Annotated in this window: 24 protein-coding genes and 1 riboswitch; of the genes, 21 read left to right on the plus strand and 3 right to left on the minus strand. The window is 66.7% G+C overall.

The features are described from left to right. The first annotated feature begins 5 nt into the window (after positions 1–5). From ShzoTeo12_RS12800 to ShzoTeo12_RS12870, 15 genes are all read left to right on the plus strand, one after another. On the plus strand, positions 6–1814 hold the full coding sequence (locus ShzoTeo12_RS12800; protein WP_318909955.1) for a hypothetical protein: 1809 nt from the start codon (positions 6–8) through the stop codon (positions 1812–1814). Positions 1815–1844: 30 nt separating this feature from the next. Beyond that, positions 1845–2105, plus strand: coding sequence for a hypothetical protein (locus ShzoTeo12_RS12805; RefSeq protein WP_318909956.1), 261 nt, complete (start codon positions 1845–1847; stop codon positions 2103–2105). Next, positions 2102–3289 carry a YcaO-like family protein gene (locus tag ShzoTeo12_RS12810; RefSeq protein ID WP_318909957.1) on the plus strand — a complete coding sequence of 396 codons (1188 nt, stop codon included), beginning with the start codon at positions 2102–2104 and terminating at the stop codon, positions 3287–3289. Before ShzoTeo12_RS12805 ends, ShzoTeo12_RS12810 begins: the two co-directional genes overlap by 4 nt. Continuing rightward, entirely contained in the window at positions 3286–4002 is a 717-nt protein-coding gene (locus ShzoTeo12_RS12815; RefSeq protein WP_318909958.1) for a TfuA-like protein, read from the plus strand. Before ShzoTeo12_RS12810 ends, ShzoTeo12_RS12815 begins: the two co-directional genes overlap by 4 nt. Positions 4003–4109: 107 nt before the next feature. Beyond that, positions 4110–4334: a hypothetical protein gene (locus ShzoTeo12_RS12820; protein WP_119256543.1), complete on the plus strand. Its 225-nt coding sequence runs from the start codon at positions 4110–4112 to the stop codon at positions 4332–4334. A 284-nt stretch (positions 4335–4618) separates the two neighbouring features. Beyond that, a complete protein-coding gene (locus tag ShzoTeo12_RS12825; RefSeq protein ID WP_318909959.1) occupies positions 4619–5056 on the plus strand; it encodes a YqaA family protein in 438 nt (145 codons plus the stop codon). A 54-nt stretch (positions 5057–5110) separates the two neighbouring features. Continuing rightward, positions 5111–5656 (plus strand): sigma-70 family RNA polymerase sigma factor, encoded by a 546-nt coding sequence (locus ShzoTeo12_RS12830; RefSeq protein WP_318909960.1) that lies wholly within the window; start codon positions 5111–5113, stop codon positions 5654–5656. Beyond that, positions 5643–6416: an anti-sigma factor gene (locus tag ShzoTeo12_RS12835; protein WP_318909961.1), complete on the plus strand. Its 774-nt coding sequence runs from the start codon at positions 5643–5645 to the stop codon at positions 6414–6416. The genes ShzoTeo12_RS12830 and ShzoTeo12_RS12835 overlap by 14 nt, the downstream gene beginning before the upstream one ends. A gap of 31 nt (positions 6417–6447) precedes the next feature. Next, complete coding sequence (locus tag ShzoTeo12_RS12840; protein ID WP_313193268.1) at positions 6448–7164, plus strand: Bax inhibitor-1/YccA family protein; 717 nt, start codon at positions 6448–6450, stop codon at positions 7162–7164. 133 nt (positions 7165–7297) lie between these two features. Then, positions 7298–7414: riboswitch (TPP riboswitch) on the plus strand. Positions 7415–7505: 91 nt separating this feature from the next. Beyond that, positions 7506–9317, plus strand: coding sequence for a phosphomethylpyrimidine synthase ThiC (thiC, locus tag ShzoTeo12_RS12845; protein WP_318909962.1), 1812 nt, complete (start codon positions 7506–7508; stop codon positions 9315–9317). Positions 9318–9319: 2 nt separating this feature from the next. Then, positions 9320–10297 carry a glycine oxidase ThiO gene (thiO, locus tag ShzoTeo12_RS12850; protein ID WP_318909963.1) on the plus strand — a complete coding sequence of 326 codons (978 nt, stop codon included), beginning with the start codon at positions 9320–9322 and terminating at the stop codon, positions 10295–10297. Next, positions 10294–10491 (plus strand): sulfur carrier protein ThiS, encoded by a 198-nt coding sequence (gene thiS / locus ShzoTeo12_RS12855; protein WP_119256536.1) that lies wholly within the window; start codon positions 10294–10296, stop codon positions 10489–10491. Before thiO ends, thiS begins: the two co-directional genes overlap by 4 nt. Before the next feature lies 1 nt (position 10492). Beyond that, positions 10493–11266: a thiazole synthase gene (locus ShzoTeo12_RS12860; protein WP_318909964.1), complete on the plus strand. Its 774-nt coding sequence runs from the start codon at positions 10493–10495 to the stop codon at positions 11264–11266. After that, positions 11263–11868 (plus strand): thiamine phosphate synthase, encoded by a 606-nt coding sequence (locus tag ShzoTeo12_RS12865; protein WP_318909965.1) that lies wholly within the window; start codon positions 11263–11265, stop codon positions 11866–11868. Before ShzoTeo12_RS12860 ends, ShzoTeo12_RS12865 begins: the two co-directional genes overlap by 4 nt. A 77-nt stretch (positions 11869–11945) precedes the next feature. Beyond that, positions 11946–12158 (plus strand): TOBE domain-containing protein, encoded by a 213-nt coding sequence (locus ShzoTeo12_RS12870; protein ID WP_119256533.1) that lies wholly within the window; start codon positions 11946–11948, stop codon positions 12156–12158. Here the strand turns inward: ShzoTeo12_RS12870 and tsaA are convergent. After that, a complete protein-coding gene (gene tsaA, locus ShzoTeo12_RS12875; RefSeq protein WP_318909966.1) occupies positions 12155–12676 on the minus strand; it encodes a tRNA (N6-threonylcarbamoyladenosine(37)-N6)-methyltransferase TrmO in 522 nt (173 codons plus the stop codon). The two genes, ShzoTeo12_RS12870 and tsaA, sit on opposite strands and share 4 nt — an antisense overlap. A 129-nt stretch (positions 12677–12805) precedes the next feature. Between tsaA and ShzoTeo12_RS12880 the strand changes: the two genes are divergently transcribed. Then, positions 12806–13366 carry a PadR family transcriptional regulator gene (locus tag ShzoTeo12_RS12880; protein ID WP_119256532.1) on the plus strand — a complete coding sequence of 187 codons (561 nt, stop codon included), beginning with the start codon at positions 12806–12808 and terminating at the stop codon, positions 13364–13366. Next, on the plus strand, positions 13366–13656 hold the full coding sequence (locus tag ShzoTeo12_RS12885; protein WP_318909967.1) for a DUF2218 domain-containing protein: 291 nt from the start codon (positions 13366–13368) through the stop codon (positions 13654–13656). The genes ShzoTeo12_RS12880 and ShzoTeo12_RS12885 overlap by 1 nt, the downstream gene beginning before the upstream one ends. A 151-nt stretch (positions 13657–13807) precedes the next feature. Here the strand turns inward: ShzoTeo12_RS12885 and hpaR are convergent, their stop codons facing one another. Beyond that, complete coding sequence (gene hpaR, locus ShzoTeo12_RS12890; RefSeq protein WP_318909968.1) at positions 13808–14299, minus strand: homoprotocatechuate degradation operon regulator HpaR; 492 nt, start codon at positions 14297–14299, stop codon at positions 13808–13810. A 115-nt stretch (positions 14300–14414) separates the two neighbouring features. Here hpaR and ShzoTeo12_RS12895 point away from each other — a divergent pair, with 115 nt between their 5' ends. The 4 genes from ShzoTeo12_RS12895 to ShzoTeo12_RS12910 all read left to right on the plus strand — a co-directional run bounded on the left by ShzoTeo12_RS12895 (position 14415) and on the right by ShzoTeo12_RS12910 (position 17490). Next, entirely contained in the window at positions 14415–15128 is a 714-nt protein-coding gene (locus ShzoTeo12_RS12895; RefSeq protein WP_318909969.1) for a fumarylacetoacetate hydrolase family protein, read from the plus strand. Positions 15129–15272: 144 nt separating this feature from the next. Next, positions 15273–15710 carry a pseudoazurin gene (locus ShzoTeo12_RS12900; protein WP_413251149.1) on the plus strand — a complete coding sequence of 146 codons (438 nt, stop codon included), beginning with the start codon at positions 15273–15275 and terminating at the stop codon, positions 15708–15710. 227 nt (positions 15711–15937) lie between these two features. Then, complete coding sequence (locus tag ShzoTeo12_RS12905) at positions 15938–16606, plus strand: ankyrin repeat domain-containing protein (RefSeq protein WP_413251100.1); 669 nt, start codon at positions 15938–15940, stop codon at positions 16604–16606. Between the two features lie 47 nt (positions 16607–16653). Further along, positions 16654–17490, plus strand: a complete 837-nt coding sequence (locus ShzoTeo12_RS12910; protein ID WP_318909971.1) for a bifunctional allantoicase/(S)-ureidoglycine aminohydrolase — start codon at positions 16654–16656, stop codon at positions 17488–17490. Between the two features lie 56 nt (positions 17491–17546). On the opposite strand, the gene ShzoTeo12_RS12915 is transcribed toward ShzoTeo12_RS12910, so the two are convergent. Further along, positions 17547–18734, minus strand: coding sequence for a cyanate transporter (locus ShzoTeo12_RS12915; RefSeq protein WP_413251150.1), 1188 nt, complete (start codon positions 18732–18734; stop codon positions 17547–17549). Between the last annotated feature and the right edge of the window lie 69 nt (positions 18735–18803).

Raw genomic sequence — 18803 nt, forward strand, 5'->3', positions numbered from 1 at the left:
AGCACATGCCGGCGCAGCTTCAGACGCTGGGCCATCTTCGCCTGCTCGACGAGGGCGGTAACGACATCGTCTTTCCCGAAAAGGCGCTGCTGATCCTCTGCTATCTCAAGACGCGCGGCCTGACGGAAATGGCGAGGGCCGACGCGGCGAGCCTTTTCTGGGACGACGGCAACGCTGCCGCCGCCTTTGCCAGCCTGCGGCAGACCGTCTCGCGCGCCCAGAAGCGGCAGCGCGATCTCGGCCGCGCCTATCTCGCCTTCACCGATGCCGCCATCGCGCTCGGGCCGGATCCGGTCGAAAGCGATGTCGCAAAGCTGCGGCAGGATGCGGGCCTTGCCGTTCTGGCGGGCCTCCTTACCGAGGATTTCCTCAAGCACGTCAAGCCGGTCAACCGCGCGCTCGTCAACTGGATCGCGCTGCAGCGGACGGCCCATATGGCGCTGCTGCGCCAGGCCCTGCTCGACAGGGCGGCCGACAGCGGCGCCGCACGGCAGGTCCGCTCGTCCGCCGCCCTCCGCCTGCTGGAGGCCAATCCGCAGGACGAGGAGGTGCGCGCGGTCCTCACCGGCCGACCGGCAACGCCGGCGGCGCTCATGACCGTCCAGCCGTCCATGCAGATCCTGACGCCGGATGAAGCCGGCATCGCGCTGCCGCGGCAGAACCCGCCCCGCGTCGTGCTGCTGCCGCCGGCCACGGCGCATGGCTCGCGCGCGGCGGCGCGCTTTGCCGAGGCCCTGATCGAGGACGTGACGATCGGGCTCTGCGCGCTGCGCTCGATCTCGATCATCGCCCCGCATACCGCCGCGCAGATCTCGCGGCAGGCGGACCGGGCCACCACCTACGAACGCCACAAGATCAGCTATATCCTGGAAACACGCCTGCGCGACGAGGGCGATGGCCACACGCTCTTTGCCCAGCTCATCTTCTTCGGCAGCGACGAGGTCATCTGGGCCGAGCGCTTTCCGCTGTCGGCCGAGGGGCTCGCCCGCTCCCGCCAGATGATCGCCCACCAGATCGCCGGTGCCATCGCCACGGAGATCGAGCACAACGAGCTGGTGCGCGGCGATTACGAGCGCAACGCCGATGCCTATCGCACCTTCCTCGTCGGCCAGGGACAGTTGAAGAACCTCGACCTGCGCGACATCCGCCGCGCCCGCAAGAGCTTCCGCGAGGCGCTGCAGACGAGCGCCGATTTCGCGCCCGCCCTCGGCGGCCTCGCCCGCAGCTACTTCCTCGAATGGCTGGTGACCGCGCGCGGCGACGGCGAACTGCTGCAGCAGGCGGAAGACTATGCGGCGCAGACCATCAGGACCGACGAGCGGCTGCCCTCCGGCTACCGCGAGCTCGGCGTCGTGAAGCTCTACGCCCGCCAGTTCGACGAAAGCGCCGCCTATCTCGACCAGGCCGAGGCATTGAGCCCACACCATGCCAATGTCATCGCGAGCTATGCCGATACGCTGGTGCAGGCGTCCCGGCCCGATCTCGGCCTCCGGAAGATAGAGCACGCCATCGACCTCAACCCGCTCTCGCCTGACGAATACTTCTGGACCGCCGCCGGCGCCAGCTATTCGCTCGGCCTCTACGAGCAGGCGCTCGACTATATCGCCCGCATGAAGGACCGCACGCCGGTCGACCGTCTTTCGGCCGCCTGCTGGAGCATGCTCGGGGACATGAAGAAAGCGCGGCATTTCGTGCGCCGCACCTACGTCGTCCATCCGAACTTCGACGTCGAGGCCTGGATGAAGATCGTCCCCTTCAAGGAAGAGTGGCAACGACAGCAGTATTACGAAGGCCTGAAAAAGGCGGGGTTCTGAGAATTCAACCGAACGAGAGAGGGACTGAACATGGCGCGACTGGTTGTTTTGGGCATTGAGGGAGATGACGGGCTCTGGGTCGCGGACCTCGACGCCGGCACGGTGACGCAGACCGGCGTTCCCTCGGGCGGCGCGCTGAAGGCCGCGGACGACCTGCGCAAGGCCGGCGCGACGATCACCAAGGGCGTGAACCTTGCCGCCCTCGCCTCCTCGGCGGATGCGGTTTCCGGCGGTTTCATGGATGTCTCGGGCGGATTCATGGACGCTTCCGGCGGCTTCATGGACAAGTGACCCGGCTCTGCTCCGACCGGATCTGCGGCCCGGAGGAGACCTGGAGCCGGATCGGGGCGCTGCTGCCCCGGTTCGGCATCACCCGGCTTTCCCGCCTGACGGGGCTCGACCGCCTCGGCATCCCGGTCTGGAATGCGGTGAGCCCCAATGCCCGCTCGATCGTCATCAACCAGGGCAAGGGCATCACGGATATCGACGCGAAAGTCTCCGCCGCCATGGAGGCGCTGGAGCGGGCCGTCGCCGGCGACCCGCTCGTGCGCGCACGCCGCTCCTCCCGCCGCGCCTTCTCTGAGGCAGGGGAGACGTGCCTGCCGCTCGACATCTTCATAGCGGCCGGCCAGCCCTTCGTCGGCGAGGACGAGGTGATCGACTGGCTGGCAGGACACGACGTCGCGACGGGCGAGCGCATCTGGGTGCCGCGCGAGGCGGTGATCCTCGACCGCACGGAGGAAACGCCACGTTTCTGGCAATCCTCGGACGGCCTGGCCTCCGGCAATTCGGAAACCGAGGCGATCTTGCATGGCCTGCTGGAACGCATCGAGCGCGATGCCGACCGCTTGTGGCGCCTGCTCCCCCGGCAAAAGCGCCTTGCAGCGGCGATAGACCCGGCGGATATCGCGGACCCCGTCGCCGAAGCGCTTGTCGCGCGCTTTAGTGAAGCGGGGCTGGACCTTCGCCTCTTCGACATCACCAGCGACCTTGCCGTGCCCACCTATGCGGCGGTGCTTGCCGAAGCCGGCATCCTTGCCCGCAGGCAGCCGCTGTTCCATGACGTGACGATCGGCTACGGCACCCATCCCGTCGCGGCACGCGCCGTCATCCGCGCGCTGACGGAGGTCGCGCAATCGCGCCTCACCTATATCAGTGGCGCGCGGGACGATCTCTTCGCCGAAACCTTCAGCCGCCCGCTCGCGGCGGAAACCCGCGCCCTTTTCGAGGCAGTGCCCGGCGCCGCCCCAACCTATCCGGCGCCGGAAGGCGATGCCGCCGGATTGCTTGAATGGTGCCTCAAAAAACTCGCCGCCAGCAGCATCGCGCCGGTCGTGGCGGTGCCGCTCGGCGATGCGTCGCTGCCCGTTTCCGTGGTCAAGATGATCGTGCCGGCGCTTGAGAACCCCGAGGGCGCGCGCCGGCATGCCGTCGGCCCGCGCGCCCTCTCGCGCATGCTGTTCGCAATGCCATGAAGATCGTCTTCGTCGGCCCCAGCCTGCCGGATGCCGCCACGCTTTGCGGCCACGGCATCGAGGTTCGCCCGCCCGCGGCCCATGGCGACGTCCTCTCGGCGACAAGGGCCGGGGCCGCCGCCATCGGCCTGATCGACGGCAATTTCGAACATGTCGCCCCCGTCTGGCACAAGGAAATCCTCCACGCGCTGGAGACGGGCGTCGCCGTCTTCGGCGCGGCGAGCATGGGCGCGCTCCGCGCGGCCGAATGCGACGGCTTCGGCATGGTCGGCATCGGCCGCATCTACGAGGACTATGCCAGCGGCCGGCGCATCGACGACGCGGATGTCGCCCTGCTGCACGGCCCGGCCGAACTCGGCTATCCCGCCCTTTCGCTACCCATGGTCAATGTCGATGCGACGCTGGATCGCCTCGGCGATCTCCAGGCTATTGATAAGGCTCACATATCAAGCCTGCGCGCAGCCGCATCCGCTCTCTTCTACAAGGACCGGACCTGGGCGGCGATCGTGGAAAGGGCCGGACTGACCGCGTTCCGCAAGGATTTCCTGCAACTTTTCCATGTAGAAACGGCGAACCGGAAACGCGAGGACGCCCTCGCCCTGCTGCAGGCCCTTCACGATTTCCAGCCGCAAAGCCCTGCAAAACGCGCGGGCTGGACGTTCCGGGCCACCTCGCTCTGGCGCACCGCCGCCCATCAACCCAAAACGCAGTAGAACGTGCAATTTCCCATTCCGCGTGTGTCACGCCTGAGTCACGCGCGAAAAGGGCGCGTCACGCCTATACTTTGTGCAGGGCTTGAGAAATTGCGGGGGCGCAAGACATGAGAATCGAAACGAACGAGGTCGAAGACCGGGGCAACGAACTGATGGCGCTGGCGCGTCTTGTCGCCTTCGCACTGGAATCGGCGAAGACGCTGGATGCCGAAATCGTCGAGTTCTGCCTGGACAAGGCATTGCGGGCCGTGCTGGACGAGATCGACGAGCCGTCCCGCATGACGCTGACCACGAACGACATCATGCTGATGAACCGGTCGGCGCTGTGCTGACCGGCTGAAGCCGGCCGCCGTTCCTCCACGGCGCCGATCGCGTCGGCGGCCCGAACCAGGCGGGCCGCCGCCGATCCTCGCGGCCGTTTCAACGATAGTGCGGACAGGGCCTTCAATATCGCGTGCGGCAGAGCTTCTTTGCCGCTACCGATTGCCGCTGGCGTCCGCAAAAGAGTGTCCTCCCCTTCCTCCATCGGTCGGCACCGTTTACGGAAGCTGCCGAACCGATGCGGAGGCGGCATGGACAGCAAGGAACAGCGGAGCGGCCCGGCCGCCAGCCAAAGATGAGCGCGCTTGCCGCCTATGGCGGCCTCTTCCTCGCCGCCCTGATCGCCGCCACCATCCTGCCCGCCCAGTCGGAGGCGGTGCTGGCCGGCCTGCTGGCTTCGAAGAACTACACGCCCGCCCTGCTCATCCTCGTCGCCGGCATCGGCAACGTGCTCGGCTCGGTGATCAACTGGCTGCTCGGCCGGGGTATCGAACGCTTCCGCGGTGCCCGCTGGTTTCCCGTCTCCGCGAAATCGCTGGAGCGCGCCGGAAACTGGTATCGCCGCTATGGCTGGTGGAGCCTGCTACTCAGCTGGATGCCCGTCATCGGCGATCCGCTGACGGTCGCGGCCGGCATCATGCGCGAGCCCTTCGGCCGCTTCCTCCTCGTCGTCTCGCTCGCCAAGTTCGGCCGCTACATCGCGCTTGCCGCCGTCGTGCTGCACTGGCTTTGAACTTTTTTCGCAAGGCGGTGGAATGAGCGTCGCCCGGCGCTCGTATATTGGGGCATGAACGGAAAGACACCCGGCTTCAACGTGATCGGACAGCTTGCGGCGCTGAGGCGCTATGCCCTGTCGCTCGTCCGCAATCCGGACGAGGCGGAAGACCTCGTGCACGACGCGCTGGTGAAAGCCTATGAGCGGCAGTCGACCTTCCGCACCGGCGCGAATGTCCGCAACTGGCTGATGTCGATCCTGCACAATGCCCATATCGACCGCCTGCGCCAGCGCCGCTCGCAGGAGCGCCGCCACGATGCGGCGGCCGAGATCGCGGAGACCTCCGCGCCGGCCAACCAGGATCATTCGGTGCGGCTCACCCAGCTGCGCAACGCCTTCTTCGGCCTGCCGGAGGAGCAGCGCGCGGCGCTGCATCTCGTCGCCATCGAGGAGCTTTCCTATCAGGAGGCCGCCGATACGCTCGGCATCCCGGTCGGCACGCTGATGTCGCGCGTCGCCCGCGCCCGCCAGCGGCTGCGCAGCTTCGAACAGGGCGGCAGCGCCGCACCCGTCACCCATCTCAGGATTGTCGGAGGCACCGGCGATGACAAGCAATGACCCCATCCTCGAAACCGACCTCAACGCCTATGTCGACGACCAGCTCGCCGTCGGCCGGCGCATCGAGGTCGAGGCCTATCTCTCCGAACGGCCGGAAGTGGCCGCGCAGATCATGAAGGACCTGCGCGTGCGCGACGAGCTACGCCTCGCGCTCGCCGACCATCGCACCGTGACACGGCAGGAAACCCGCGAGGCCGCACGGCTTCTCGAGCGGGCGCTGTCGCATCGCCGCGTCTTCTCCGTCTTCCGCCGCGCCGCCGCCATCGCGCTCTTCATCGCGGCGGGCTGGGTCGCCCATGCGGCGCTCGGGCCCTTCGGCGCGACGCAAGTCGTCGCCTCCACGCCGCCGCCCGCCTTCGTCGAGGAGGCCGTGCGCGCGCACCGGACGACGCTGCTGCGCGACAGCATGACCTCGCAGCCGGAAATCGAGACCTTCGACCCGGCGGAGATCCGCTCGGCGACGGCCATCGTGCTGCCGGACCTGCCGAAGGGCTGGACCGTCATCGACACGCAGGTCTTCCCCTCCGCCTACGGCCCGAGCGTCGAGCTGGTGCTGGAGCCAGCGAAGGGAGAGCGCCTGTCGCTCTTCGCCGTGCGCCCCGGCTCCTTCGCCGTGCAGCACGTCCTGCTCTTCCATGCCGACAACGCCCGCGCCGCCTATTGGCAGATCGGCGACGCCGCCTATGCGCTGGTGTCGGAAAGCCGCAAGGCCGACGACCTGGCGGACACCGCGCGGGACCTTTCCCGCACGCTCTACTGATCAACCGCTTCCAGACCGAAGGAGATTCTCGATGGAACCCGTACAACAGCGTTTCGGCTACGGCGCGCAGGCGCAGTCGGCCGCCCTCTTCGACGAGGGCCTGCGCCAGCACATGCTGCGCGTCTACAACTACATGGGCGCCGGCCTCGTCATCACCGGCCTCATCGCCTTCGTCGTCGGCTCGACGCCGGCGCTCTATGTGCCGATCTTCTCCTCGCCACTGAAATGGGTGGTGATGCTGGCCCCGCTCGCCTTCGTCCTGTTCTTCTCGTTCAAGATCCAGACCATGTCGGCCAGCGCCGCGCAGATGACCTTCTGGGCCTTCTGTGCCGTCATGGGCCTGTCGCTCGCCTCGGTGTTCCTCGTCTTCACCGGCATGAGCATCGCCCGCACCTTCTTCATCGCCGCCACCATGTTCGGCGCCACCAGCCTCTACGGCTACGTGACGAAGCGCGATCTCTCGAAGTTCGGCTCGTTCCTGATGATGGGCCTCATCGGCGTGATCATCGCCTCCATCGTCAACATCTTCCTCGGCTCCAGCGCTTTGCAGTTCGCCGTCTCGGTGATCGGCATCCTCGTCTTCGTCGGCCTCACCGCCTGGGACACGCAGAACATCAAGGAGCAGTATGCGGAAAATATCGGCCACGAGTCGCAGCAGAAGATGGCCGTGTTCGGCGCGCTGTCGCTCTACCTCAACTTCGTCAACATCTTCCAGCTCCTGCTGAATTTCACGGGCGAGCGCGAGTAGTTTTCGCAAGCGATTTCAAGAGGAACGGCGGCGCAATGCTCCGCCGTTTTCTTTTTGCCCGCAGGCCAAAAAGTAAGTAATTACTTACTTATTTTTCTCCGTTGACAAATCGCCTCCCAGCGTCTTTGCTTGAGACATTCACCAGGGGGGTCCCGACAAGGGGCTGAGATACTGCTGGCATTCGCAGCGCAGTGACCCGTTGAACCTGATCCAGTTCATACTGGCGTAGGGACGGTGCAAGCGCTGTGGCAGGCTATCCGAAACCCGGATTCCGTCTCCCGCGTCCTTCCATCATTCCGGCTCTAGGACTGGGTCTCCAAACGAAAACTTGGAGCCTCACGATGAATATTGCCGCTCAAAAGCTCACCCCCACCGTCACGACGGGCGCCCTTCCCGCCTCGCGAAAAATCCACATTCCCGGCGAACTGCACCCGGACATCCGCGTGCCGATGCGCGAGATCGCCCTGCACCCGACCTCCGGCGAGCCGCCGGTCATCGTCTACGACGCCTCCGGCCCCTATACCGATCCCGCCCATGTCGTTTCCATCGAAGGCGGCCTGCCGCGCCTTCGCGAAGGCTGGGTCGCCGCCCGCAGCGATACGCAGGCCTATGACGGCCGCCACGTCCGCCCCGAGGACAACGGCTTTGCCACCGGCGAGCGCCTGACGCCGGAATTCCCGGTGCTGAGCCGCCCGCGCCGCGCGACGGACGGCAAGGCGGTGACGCAGCTCACCTATGCCCGCGCCGGCATCGTCACGCCCGAGATGGAGTTCATCGCCATCCGCGAGAATCTCGGCCGCAAGGCGGTAAAGGAGGCGCTTGCCCGTGACGGCGAGAGCTTCGGCGCGCATATCCCGGATTTCGTGACGCCGGAATTCGTCCGGCAGGAAGTGGCGAGCGGCCGGGCGGTCATCCCCGCCAACATCAACCACCCGGAAGCCGAGCCGATGATCATCGGCCGGAACTTCCTCGTGAAGATCAACGCCAATATCGGCAATTCCGCCGTCACCTCCTCCATGGCGGAGGAGGTGGAGAAGATGGTCTGGGCGATCCGTTGGGGCGCCGATACGGTCATGGACCTTTCGACCGGCCGCAACATCCACAATATCCGCGAATGGATCATCCGCAATTCGCCGGTCCCCATCGGCACCGTGCCGCTCTACCAGGCGCTGGAGAAGGTGAACGGCATCGCCGAGGACCTGACCTGGGAGGTCTACCGCGACACGCTGATCGAACAGGCCGAGCAGGGCGTCGACTATTTCACCATCCATGCCGGCGTGCGGCTGCACTACATCCCGCTCACCGTGAACCGCGTCACCGGCATCGTCTCGCGCGGCGGCTCGATCATGGCCAAGTGGTGTCTGCATCACCACAGGGAGAGCTTCCTCTACGAGCATTTCGAGGAAATCTGCGACATCGCCCGCGCCTATGACGTCACCTTCTCGCTCGGCGACGGCCTGCGCCCCGGCTCCATCGCCGACGCCAACGACGCCGCGCAGTTCGCCGAACTCGAAACGCTCGGCGAACTGACGCAGATCGCCTGGAAAAAGGACTGCCAGGTCATGATCGAGGGCCCCGGCCATGTGCCGATGCACAAGATCAAGGAGAACATGGACAAGCAGCTGAAGACCTGCGGCGAGGCCCCGTTCTACACGCTCGGCCCGCTGACGACGGACATCGCCCCCGGCTACGACCACATCACCTCCGGCATCGGCGCGGCGATGATCGGCTGGTTCGGCACGGCCATGCTCTGCTACGTCACGCCCAAGGAACATCTCGGCCTGCCCGACCGCGACGACGTGAAGGTCGGCGTCATCACCTACAAGATTGCCGCCCACGCCGCCGACCTCGCCAAGGGCCACCCGGCCGCGAAGCTCCGCGACGACGCGCTGTCGCGCGCCCGCTTCGAATTCCGCTGGGAGGACCAGTTCAACCTCTCGCTCGACCCGGAGACGGCCCGCGCCTTCCATGACGAGACGCTGCCCAAGGAGGCGCACAAGGTCGCGCATTTCTGCTCCATGTGCGGCCCGAAATTCTGCTCCATGCGCATCTCGCACGATATCCGCGCCGAGGCGCAGAAGGAGGGGCTGGAGGCCATGGCGGCGAAATTCCGCGAGGGCGGCGACCTCTACATGCCGCTTTCGGGAGAATGACCATGCGCATCCTCGTCAAGGGCGCCGGCGTCGCCGGCCTTGCCACCGCCTGGCAGCTCTACCGCCACGGCTTCGACGTCACCATTTCGGAAAGCCGGGAAAGGGCGGGCCTCGGCGCCTCCGGCTTTGCCGGCGGCATGCTCGCGCCCTGGTGCGAGCGGGAAAGCGCCGAGGAAGAGGTGCTGGCGCTCGGCCGCCTTGCCGCCGACTGGTGGGAAGCCGCGCTGCCCGGCCATGTGCATCGCAAGGGCACGCTGGTCGTCGCCGCCGGCCGCGATGCCGGCGAGTTGGAACGCTTCGCCGGGCGAACGAGCGGCTGGGAATGGCTGGACGAGGCGGCCATCGCCGCGCTGGAGCCGGACCTTGCCGGCCGCTTCCGCCGGGCGCTGTTCTTCCGCGAGGAAGCCCATCTCGATCCACGGCAGGCGATGGCGGCGCTCACCGCAAGCCTCGAGGAGGCGCGCATGCGCTTCCTCTTCGGCGCGGGCGGCAAGGCCGGCGGCCATGACCGGGTGATCGACTGCACCGGCGCGGCGCGGATCGGCCGCCTGCCGGGCCTGCGGGGCGTGCGCGGCGAAATGCTTGCCCTCGAAACCGGCGAAATCCGCCTATCCCGCCCCGTCCGCCTGCTCCACCCCCGCCACCCGATCTATATCGTGCCGCGGGAGGCGGGCCGCTTCATGGTCGGCGCGACGATGATCGAGAGCGACGACGCCAGCCCCGTCACCGCCCGCTCGCTGATGGAGCTGCTGAACGCCGCCTATGCCCTGCACCCGGCCTTCGGCGAGGCGCGACTCGTGGAGACCGGCGCAGGCATCCGCCCGGCCTATCCCGACAACCTCCCGCGCGTGAGCGAGGATGGCGAGACCATCCATGTCAACGGCCTCTACCGCCACGGCTTCCTGCTGGCGCCCGCCATGGCCGGCGAGGTCGCCCGCATCCTCCTTCGCCAAAGGCAATTCGAAAGGAAGGCATCATGACCCTCATCATCAACGGCGAGGAACAGGAGGTCGCCGCCGCGACGCTCGCCGATCTGCTCTCCGCCCTCGACTACGAAGGCGACTGGCTGGCGACGGCGGTGAACGGCGAGCTGGTGCACCGCGAGGACCGCGCCGCCTTTCCGCTCGGCGAACGCGACCGCGTCGAGATCCTTTCCCCCATGCAGGGAGGCTGACATGCTGAAACTCTACGACGCCGAGGTCGGCTCCCGCTTGCTGCTCGGCACCGCGCGCTATCCCTCGCCCGCCATTCTCGCGGAGGCCGTGCGGCGCTCGAAGGCGGAGATCGTCACGGTTTCCCTGCGCCGGGAAAATGCCGGCGGCAAGGCGGGCGGCGCCTTCTTCGAACTGATCGGGGAACTCGGCGTGCGCGTGCTGCCCAACACCGCCGGCTGCCACAGCGTCAAGGAAGCCGTGCTGACGGCGAAGATGGCGCGCGAGGTCTTCCGCACCGACTGGATCAAGCTGGAGGTGATCGGCCATCACGACACGCTCCAGCCCGATGTCTTCGGCCTCGTCGAGGCGACGCGCATCCTCACCGGCGAAGGCTTCCAGGTCTTCCCCTATACGACCGACGACCTCGTCGTCGCCGAAAGGCTGCTGGAGGCCGGCTGCCGGGTGCTGATGCCCTGGTGCGCGCCCATCGGCTCGGCCATGGGACCGGTCAACCCGATGGCGCTGCGCGCCTTCCGCGCGCATTTCCCGGATATTCCGCTGATCGTCGATGCCGGCATCGGCCGGCCCTCACATGCGGCCGCCGTCATGGAGCACGGCTACGATGCCGTGCTGCTCAACACCGCCGTCGCCGGCGCGGGCGATCCCGCCGCCATGGCGGAAGCCTTTGCGCTCGCCATTGCGGCCGGCCGCCTCGCCCATGCGGCGGTGCCGCTCGAACCGCGCGACATGGCCGTTCCCTCCACTCCCGTCATCGGAAAGGCCGTCTTTTCGTGAAGCTCGATCCCTTCTACCTCATCGTCGACAGCGCCGACTGGATCGAGCGGCTCGTGCCGCTCGGCGTCAGGCTCGTGCAGCTGCGCATGAAGGACCTGCCGGAGGATCGCCTGCGAGCGGAAATCCGCCGCGCGAAAACGGCCTGCGCTGCTGCGGGCTGCCAGCTCATCGTCAACGATTACTGGCAAATCGCCATCGAGGAGGGCTGCGACTTCGTGCATCTCGGGCAGGAGGACCTTGACGGGGCCGACATCGCCGCCATCCGCGCGAGCGGCATGAAGCTCGGCCTTTCCACCCATGACGCGGCGGAGCTTGAAACGGCGCTCGCCGCACGGCCCGATTACATTGCGCTCGGCCCCGTCTGGCCGACGATCCTGAAGAAGATGAAATGGGCGCCGCAGGGCGTCGAGCGCCTCGCCGACTGGAAGGCCCGCGTCGCGCCGCTTCCCCTCGTCGCCATCGGCGGCCTCAACCCGGATCGCCTCTCCGCCGTCTTCGAGAACGGCGCCGACAGCGCCGCCGTCGTCACCGACATCACGTTGAATGCCGACCCGGAAGCCCGCACCCGAGAATGGATCGAGCGCACCGCCCGCTGGCGATGATCGCCGGTTTCGGGTTGCGGACCTTTCCTTTCGACGCCGCGATGCTAGTTTGCGGGTAGCAACCACAGGAGCTTTGCATGAAGATCAGCGCGCGCAACCGCCTCAAGGGCAAGATCGTCGAAGTCACTCTTGGCGCGACCACCGCCCATGTCCGCATCGATGTCGGCGGCGGTTCGATCATCACCGCCTCGATCACCAACGAAGCCGTCAACGAGCTGGGCCTTGCCGCCGGGCAGGAAGCCTATGCGGTCGTCAAGGCCTCCGACGTGATGGTCGCCGTCGACGACTAATCGCCGGCCTTCCTGCACATCTGCGCCTGGCCGGTCTCGAAATCGCCCGGCTGGGGCGGTGCGATCGGCTTGAAGAGCGTGCGGTCCGGCTTGAGGTCGATGAGCGGCGTGCCGTCGAGGCAATCGAGGCCGCGCACGAAGAGGCGATTGCCTTCGATCTTCTCCAGCACGACGATCGAGGTTCCGATCGGGTTCGGCCGCACGGGCGAGCGCAGCGAGAAGGTGCCGTGCACCTCGCCGTTCGACGCCGGGCTCTGCAGCACGAGGTCGCGGCGCGACTGGTGCAGCCAGTAAAGCACTTCCAGCCGCTCGAACCGCTCGACACCGGTCAAGGCCTGCACCCAGGGCTCGAAGATCTCGATGGTGCAGACAGGCCCATCATGACGCCCCTGCCGCGGCGTTTCCATGCGCGCGGTCCAGGGCGTCGAAATCCGGCCGATGAAGACGAGCTGCGCATCCGCCGTTTCCGGCGGCGTGACCGCGACCTCGTTCCTGCGGATTTCATTCAGCCGGACCATGCTCATCTCCATCGTTATATTTTCCGAAATACGACGTTAACGTCCCCCAAAAACTTTTTAAAGATATAAATCTCGATATATCTTGATTTCAGATATATCGAGATTTATATCGAGACCATGAGACACAGAATGGGATGCGGCCCTCACCGCCACTTTTCACCGCCCGACGATCGCTCGGGTCCCTTCCATCGCGGCCGCCATCATGGCCCCGGCCGGGGCGGCCGCCACGGCGGACGCCTCTTCGACTACGGCGAGCTGCGCCTCTTGCTGCTCGCCATCATCGCCGACGCGCCGAGCCATGGCTATGAGCTGATCAAGACCATCGAGGAACGCTTCGGCGGCAGCTACAGCCCGAGCCCGGGCGTCATCTATCCGACACTCTCCTGGCTGGATGACATGGGCTATGCCGTGATCGAACCGGCCGAAGGCGGCCGCAAGCGTTACAGCATCACGCCGGAAGGCAAGGCCTTCCTCGCCGCCAACCGCGCGGCCATCGACGAGCTCATGGCGCGCGCCGGCAGCGGCGGACCGCGTGGCCGCGAGGGCGTGCCCGCCCCGGTCGTGCGCGCCATGGAGAACCTGAAACTCGCCATGCGGCTTCGCCTCCGCCGGGGAGACGTGAGCGAGGAGGCGGCAGCCGCCATCGCCGCCGCGCTCGACCTTGCCGCCCAGACCGTGGAGAAAAGCTGATGACCGCCGCAACGAGCAAGACCGCCATCGCCACCGAACAGGCAAGCCCCTACCTGCAGCAGCTCTGCAAGCATTTCGCCCATAAGCTGCCCGTGAAGTTCGACGAGCATGACGGGCAGATCACCTTCTCCATCGGCGAATGCCGGCTGAAGGCGGACGGCGCAGCGCTGCATATCGACCTTGCCGCGCCCAAGGCGGAGGATATGGAGCAGTTGAAGGACGTGGTGATCCGCCACCTCGTCCGCTTCGCCTTCCGCGAGGAACTGCAGGTGGACTGGCAGGACGCCTGACCGGCCTGGGACCGATCGACATTCAGTTCAGGCTGAGCCGAAAAATGGTGCTTTTCCGGAATCCGGAGCGCAGCGTACTTTCGGTACGTGAGCACCGAAAGTCCGGAAAAGTGCCGTTTGCAGGCCGGCATGGGCTGAATGGCGATCGGTGCTACTCCTCGCCGCCCAGCTTCAGGGCGGCGAGTTCCTCCAGCATGTCGAGAAGGATATCGATCCTCTCCGCGCCGAAGCGCGCGTCGATCTCCGCATAGACGCGCAGGGCATCCGGCATCACCTCGTCGATCATCGCCTGCCCCGCCGGCGCCAGCGTCAGGAGGACGCGGCGCTTGTCCTCCTTGTCCTTGTGACGGAAGATCAGCTTGCGCTGCTGCAGCGAGCGCAGCATGCGCGTGAGGCTCGGCGCGAGGATGAAGGCCTTTTCCGCCACTTCCGACGCATCCACCATGCCCTCGTCGGCAAGCACGCGCAGGACGCGCCATTGCTGCTCGGTCACGTCATGATCGACGAGGATGGGCCGGAAATGGCGCATCACCGCCTCGCGTGCTTTCAAGAGGCCGATCGGCAGCGAGCGCCGGCACGCGCCCTGCGGCGCGTCTTTCGCCGTCTCGGGAGTGCTCTTCTCTGGCGGGTCGCTGTTCGTCATCGTTCCCCTATCCGCGATTTTTCCGGCCCGTGCAAGGAAAGGCGGGAAGAACGGATGATCGCGGCGACGCCCCATGCTAGCCTCGCGCCGAACACCAGCCAGCGAAAGTGCAGCCATGCCCGCCGAAAACACCAGGACCGACCGCAGCTATGTCTTCGCGCCGGCCCCCGTTCCCGCTTTGCCCATCGAAGGGAGCGCCGCGCTCTTCCCGGTCCACCGCATCTATTGCGTCGGCCGCAACTTTGCCGACCACGCCATCGAGATGGGCCACGACCCGGACAGGGAGCCGCCCTTCTTCTTCCAGAAGAATCCCGACACGCTCGTCGCGCCGGAACGCGGCTTTCCCTATCCGCCCGCCAGCAGCGACGTGCATCACGAGGTCGAGCTGGTCGTCGCGCTGAAGGAGGGCGGCAGCGACATTCCGGTCGAGCGGGCGCTCGGCTGCGTCTACGGCTACGCCATCGGCATCGACATGACCCGCCGCGACCTGCAGGCTGAGGCGAAGAAGCTGGGGCGGCCCTGGGAGGTTGCCAAGGCCTTCGAGCATGCCGCGCCCTGCGGGCCGATCCATCCCGCCGCTACCATCGGCCATCCGGCGGCCGGCACGATCCGGCTGACGGTCAACGGCATGATCCGGCAGGAGGGAAACCTCGACCAGATGATTTGGAAGGTGCCGGAGATGATTTCCTGCCTTTCCCGCCTCTTCACGCTCGCGCCGGGCGACCTGATCTTCGCCGGCACGCCCGCCGGCGTCGGCGCGGTCAGGAGGGGCGACACGATGCACGCGCAGATCGACGGGCTCGGCGGCATCGCCGTCACCGTCATCTGAGACATTTGCTCGTACTGCGACAGGACGCCACGCACGATCCCGCGCCCTTGTTTGATTAAAGTCAAAGAAGGAGCGGCCCGGCGGGTCTACTTCCTCCTCATGAACGTGAGACGTTCGTCATCAAGGAGAACTCCAGTGCGTATCATGGCAAAGAGCATCGTCGGCGCGGCAGCGGTCATTCTGGCGCTCGCGCTTCCGGCAGCGGCGGCAGATTTCGAGGTGCACATGCTCAACAAGGGCGCCGAAGGCGCCATGGTGTTCGAGCCGGCCTTCGTAAAGGTCGCGCCCGGCGACACCGTAACCTTCATCCCCACCGACAAGGGGCATAATGTCGAGACGATCAAGGACATGATCCCGGAAGGCGCGGAAGCCTTCAAGAGCAAGATGAACGAGCATTACAAGGTCACGTTCGACAAGCCGGGCGCCTATGGCGTCAAGTGCACGCCGCATGTCGGCATGGGCATGGTGGGCCTCGTCGTCGTCGGCGACGCGCCGGCCAATATCGATGCGGTCAAGGCCGGCAAGCTGCCGAAGAAGGCACGCGAGCGCCTGGACGCCGCCATCGCGGCAGCGGGCCTGTAAAGCAAGTTCCAGCAAAAGTGCGCAGCGGTTTTGCGTCCGGAATTGCGTAGAGCTTCCCTTTCAGGGGCGGGGGCAGGAACCCGGGACGGAGCGATCCGTCCCGGTTTTTTTTGCCGGCGCTTCGCGGGCGGCCAAGTTCCATCTTCTGCATGATCCTGATTTGCACATTTAATTTTCTAATGAGCCGGCCGCCTGCTAGTTTGTCCCCACACACCAACGGGATGCGCATGCTGAAACTCGCTTTTCTCTCGGCCTGGCTCTTCCTCGCGGCCCTCTGCCCTCCCCTTCTTGCCGCCGGTGACACCATGAATGTCCAACTGCACAAGGCGGCCGCTGCCGACGACGTCGCCGCCATAAGGACGCTGCTTTCGAAGGGCGCGGAGATCGACGCGCGCGATGCGAGCGGCGCGACGGCGCTGCTGGTCGCCACCCACGGCAACCGGGTGAATGCCGCCCGGGCCCTGATCGAGGCCGGCGCCGACGTCAATGCCAAGGACCAGATCAGCGACAGCCCCTATCTCTATGCCGGCGCGCGCGGCCATCTCGACATCCTCAAGCTGACGCTCAGCCACGGCGCGGACCTGAAAAGCACCAACCGCTATGGCGGCACCGCGCTCATCCCCGCCAGCGAGCGCGGCCATGTCGAGACCGTCGACATGCTGATCGAGGCCGGCGTCGACGTCGACCATGTGAACCGCCTCGGCTGGACGGCGCTTCTCGAAGCGATCATCCTCGGCGACGGGGGACCGCGGCATGTGAGGATCGTCGACCTGCTAATCAGGGCCGGCGCGAAGGTCGATCTCGCGGACAATGACGGCGTGACGCCCCTCCAGCATGCCCGCGGCCGCGGCCAGGGCGAAATCGTCGCCCTGCTGGAAAAGGCAGAGGCGAAGTAACGCCGCACGGACTATCGGAAAACACTCAAGACAAAGGGCCTGAGACGATGCAAAGAAGCTACTATTCCTCCCTCGGCGGCCACCCGCCGCAGACCGACCTCCTGACCGGCCGCGCCGTGTTCACCGAGGCCTATGCGGTCATTCCGAAAGGGGTGATGCAGGACATCGTCACCTCCTACCTGCCGTTCTGGAACGACACGCGCTGCTGGGTCATCGCCCGCCCGCTTTCCGGCTTCGCCGAGACCTTCTCGCAGTACGTCATGGAAGTCGCCCCGGGCGGCGGCAGCGACAGGCCCGAGCAGGACCCGGAAGCCGAAGGCGTGCTCTTCGTCGTCGACGGCGAAGTGGAACTGACCCTGCCGACCGGCAAGCACACGCTCCAGCCGGGCGGCTACGCCTTCCTGCCGCCGGGCCTCAAGTGGTCGCTTCACAACCGCTCGCGCGCCCATGCCCGTTTCCACTGGGTCCGCAAGGCCTATGAGGCCGTCGACGGCCTGCCCCATCCCGAGCCGCTGATCCTCAACGAAAAGGACATCACCCCGGCCGCGATGCCCGACACCAATGGCGGGTGGGCGACGACGCGCTTCGTCGATCCCTCCGACCTTCGCCACGACATGCATGTGACCATCGTCACGCTGCAGCCGGGCGCCGTCATTCCCTTCGCCGAGACCCATGTCATGGAGCATGGCCTCTATGTGCTGCAGGGCAAGGCCGTCTACCGTCTCAACCAGGACTGGGTGGAAGTGGAAGCCGGCGACTTCATGTGGCTGCGCGCCTTCTGCCCGCAGGCCTGCTATGCCGGTGGCCCGGAGCCGTTCCGCTACCTGCTCTACAAGGACGTCAACCGCCACATGGCGCTGAAGCCCTTCGGCTCGCGCCGGTAAGCGGCATTCCGCTCAGGCCTTTTTTAGAAACCCGCGCCCGGCCGGCGCGGGTTTTTTCATGCGGCAAGGGCCATGGCCTCGGGATACCGGCGCGGGTTGAAGCGCATATAGAGCAGCGCCGTCACCAGCACGCAGCCGAAATGCAGCATCCAGCCGGCGGCAAAACCGCCCGTCCAGTCATGCAGCACCGCCATCGCATAGGGCCCGATCGCGGCAAGCAGGAAGCCGCCGCCCTGCATCAGCGCGGCGAGCGCCCCGGCCTGCTCGGGCCGCGGCAGGTGGTCGAGCGCCGTGACGATGGCGAGCGCGAAGCTGCCGCCGAGGCCGGCGCCGCAGAGCCCCGCCCAGGCGGCGGGCGCAAGGCCGGGGGCCGTCGCAAGGCCGAAGAAGCCGATGCCCTGGAAGAGGATGGTGAGCCACAGCCAGCCGCGGCGGTCGATATTGCGGCGCGCGAGGATGGGAAGGCCGAGCGCGGCCGTCGCCTGGCAGACCGCCATGACGGCGACGAGGCCGCTGCTGTCGGCGCTCGTCCAGCCCTGCGCCTGATAATAGGGCGCAAGCCAGGCGATCATCGAGGTATAGCCGGTATTGACCAGCCCGAAGGCGGCCATCAGCACCCAGGTCCGCGGTCGGCGCAGAAGCTGGCGCGTCAGCGCACCGTCCGGTTTGCTGGCCTCCACGTCGGAAAGGATGCGCCATGCGGCAGCCAGCGCCACGGCCACCGGCAGCGCCAGCCAGGCGAGCGCCGCCCGCCAGCTGTAGCCGGCATGGACGAGCATCGGCATCAGCCGCGCCCCGAACGCTCCGCCGGCCATGATCATCGCGGAATAGAGGCCCGTCACCACCGGCACGCTGTTCGGGAAACGCGCCTTGATGATGCCGGGAAAGGCCGCCTGGATGAAGGCGACGCCGATGCCGCAAAGCGCGGCCGTCGCGATCAGCGCCAGCCCGCCGGAGGCGACGACCCGCAGCGCCGAGCCGGCAAGCAGGATGACGAGCGCGAGGAGAAGACCGCGCCGGGCGCCGATCCGCATCTGGATGCCCGGCGCGACGAAAGCGCCGAGGCCCATCAGGAACATCGGCAGCAGCGTGAGCATTGCGATGCCGCTATAGCCGAGGCCGGTATCGGCAACGATCTCCGCAAGGATCGGCGCCGGGGCGGCAAGGAAGGGCCGGAGGTTGAGGCCGACCAGAACGACCAGTGCAAGCATGGCCCAATCGCGGCCGGGGCGCGTATCCGTCATCATTCGACTTTCATGCTGAAACGGGGTTTGGCGGGCATGGATGCCCGTCGATTGTCCGCTATCGCTACC

Source organism: Shinella zoogloeoides (assembly GCF_033705735.1).
Lineage (GTDB): Bacteria > Pseudomonadota > Alphaproteobacteria > Rhizobiales > Rhizobiaceae > Shinella > Shinella zoogloeoides_A.

Coding starts and splice junctions, on each gene's coding strand:
- ShzoTeo12_RS12835 (WP_318909961.1), top strand. CDS start 5,643: ATGACAAGCAATGACCCCATCCTCGAAACCGACCTCAACGCCTATGTC.
- ShzoTeo12_RS12825 (WP_318909959.1), top strand. CDS start 4,619: ATGAGCGCGCTTGCCGCCTATGGCGGCCTCTTCCTCGCCGCCCTGATC.
- ShzoTeo12_RS12880 (WP_119256532.1), top strand. CDS start 12,806: ATGGGATGCGGCCCTCACCGCCACTTTTCACCGCCCGACGATCGCTCG.
- ShzoTeo12_RS12900 (WP_413251149.1), top strand. CDS start 15,273: ATGGCAAAGAGCATCGTCGGCGCGGCAGCGGTCATTCTGGCGCTCGCG.
- ShzoTeo12_RS12820 (WP_119256543.1), top strand. CDS start 4,110: ATGAGAATCGAAACGAACGAGGTCGAAGACCGGGGCAACGAACTGATG.
- ShzoTeo12_RS12805 (WP_318909956.1), top strand. CDS start 1,845: ATGGCGCGACTGGTTGTTTTGGGCATTGAGGGAGATGACGGGCTCTGG.
- ShzoTeo12_RS12815 (WP_318909958.1), top strand. CDS start 3,286: ATGAAGATCGTCTTCGTCGGCCCCAGCCTGCCGGATGCCGCCACGCTT.
- thiO (WP_318909963.1), top strand. CDS start 9,320: ATGCGCATCCTCGTCAAGGGCGCCGGCGTCGCCGGCCTTGCCACCGCC.
- thiC (WP_318909962.1), top strand. CDS start 7,506: ATGAATATTGCCGCTCAAAAGCTCACCCCCACCGTCACGACGGGCGCC.
- ShzoTeo12_RS12905 (WP_413251100.1), top strand. CDS start 15,938: ATGCTGAAACTCGCTTTTCTCTCGGCCTGGCTCTTCCTCGCGGCCCTC.
- ShzoTeo12_RS12895 (WP_318909969.1), top strand. CDS start 14,415: ATGCCCGCCGAAAACACCAGGACCGACCGCAGCTATGTCTTCGCGCCG.
- ShzoTeo12_RS12910 (WP_318909971.1), top strand. CDS start 16,654: ATGCAAAGAAGCTACTATTCCTCCCTCGGCGGCCACCCGCCGCAGACC.
- ShzoTeo12_RS12830 (WP_318909960.1), top strand. CDS start 5,111: ATGAACGGAAAGACACCCGGCTTCAACGTGATCGGACAGCTTGCGGCG.
- ShzoTeo12_RS12800 (WP_318909955.1), top strand. CDS start 6: ATGCCGGCGCAGCTTCAGACGCTGGGCCATCTTCGCCTGCTCGACGAG.
- tsaA (WP_318909966.1), bottom strand. CDS start 12,676: ATGGTCCGGCTGAATGAAATCCGCAGGAACGAGGTCGCGGTCACGCCG.
- ShzoTeo12_RS12915 (WP_413251150.1), bottom strand. CDS start 18,734: ATGACGGATACGCGCCCCGGCCGCGATTGGGCCATGCTTGCACTGGTC.
- ShzoTeo12_RS12840 (WP_313193268.1), top strand. CDS start 6,448: ATGGAACCCGTACAACAGCGTTTCGGCTACGGCGCGCAGGCGCAGTCG.
- hpaR (WP_318909968.1), bottom strand. CDS start 14,299: ATGACGAACAGCGACCCGCCAGAGAAGAGCACTCCCGAGACGGCGAAA.
- ShzoTeo12_RS12860 (WP_318909964.1), top strand. CDS start 10,493: ATGCTGAAACTCTACGACGCCGAGGTCGGCTCCCGCTTGCTGCTCGGC.
- ShzoTeo12_RS12885 (WP_318909967.1), top strand. CDS start 13,366: ATGACCGCCGCAACGAGCAAGACCGCCATCGCCACCGAACAGGCAAGC.
- ShzoTeo12_RS12870 (WP_119256533.1), top strand. CDS start 11,946: ATGAAGATCAGCGCGCGCAACCGCCTCAAGGGCAAGATCGTCGAAGTC.
- thiS (WP_119256536.1), top strand. CDS start 10,294: ATGACCCTCATCATCAACGGCGAGGAACAGGAGGTCGCCGCCGCGACG.